This window comes from Neisseria sp. P0021.S007 (genome assembly GCF_051956855.1).
This window is the reverse complement of the sequence record NZ_JBQCXA010000544.1, coordinates 1-684: the sequence shown is the minus strand read 5'-3', so window position 1 is coordinate 684 and position 684 is coordinate 1. Positions and strand designations below refer to the sequence as shown.

1 protein-coding gene is annotated in these 684 nt (G+C 37.0%); it reads right to left on the bottom strand.

What is annotated here, in order from left to right:
* Positions 1-663 (bottom strand): IgG-binding virulence factor TspB family protein (locus ACTHUR_RS14520; RefSeq protein WP_440399285.1); only part of this gene is annotated, 663 nt, incomplete at its 3' end.
* Positions 664-684 lie beyond the last annotated feature (21 nt).

Sequence of the window (684 nt, the reverse complement as noted above, 5' to 3'; positions counted from 1 at the left end):
GGCTACTCCATCGAGCCAAAAACAATTTATAAAATAAATACCTGGTTCATTAGGTTTTATGACATTATCAAAATACTTTTTAAATTCTGATTCAACTTGCATTACTAATAATTGTTGAGCTTGTTTTTCACTAACGCCACCTTTACTTAATGCACGCATAACAGATGTATCAACGCCTACACAGGAATCTTTATCAATCGTACATAAAGCATCTTTATAAACTTTTAAATACTCGTTGCTTACATCATTGTATTCATATCCAGCAGATTCAAGAGACGGATTAACGGCCTGATAGGCATCATAAGCATATGAAGCAGCACCAACATAAGGAGCAGCTTTTAAAGCAAGTTTTGCACCTGCTTTTACCAGGCGAAATGCGCCTGAAAGGACGGCTTTTCGAGATACTTGGGCTTCTATCGTTACGGGTACAGTTGAGGCGGAACGGAGACCGGTAGAGGCTTCGCGAACATGAAGTGATTTGTCGAATCTAGACTGATACTCTTGATCAATTCCACCACCAATAATTTTCCAAGGTCTGAAACCATTTTCATTAAATTTTTCAGTCAAAGGATAGGCTAATTTACCGTTTCTAACTTGCAAATCACCAGCAAAAGATTCAAAGCTCAAACCTAATAGAAAAATTATTGTCAAAACCCGTAACATTTATTTCACCATTTCCAATAG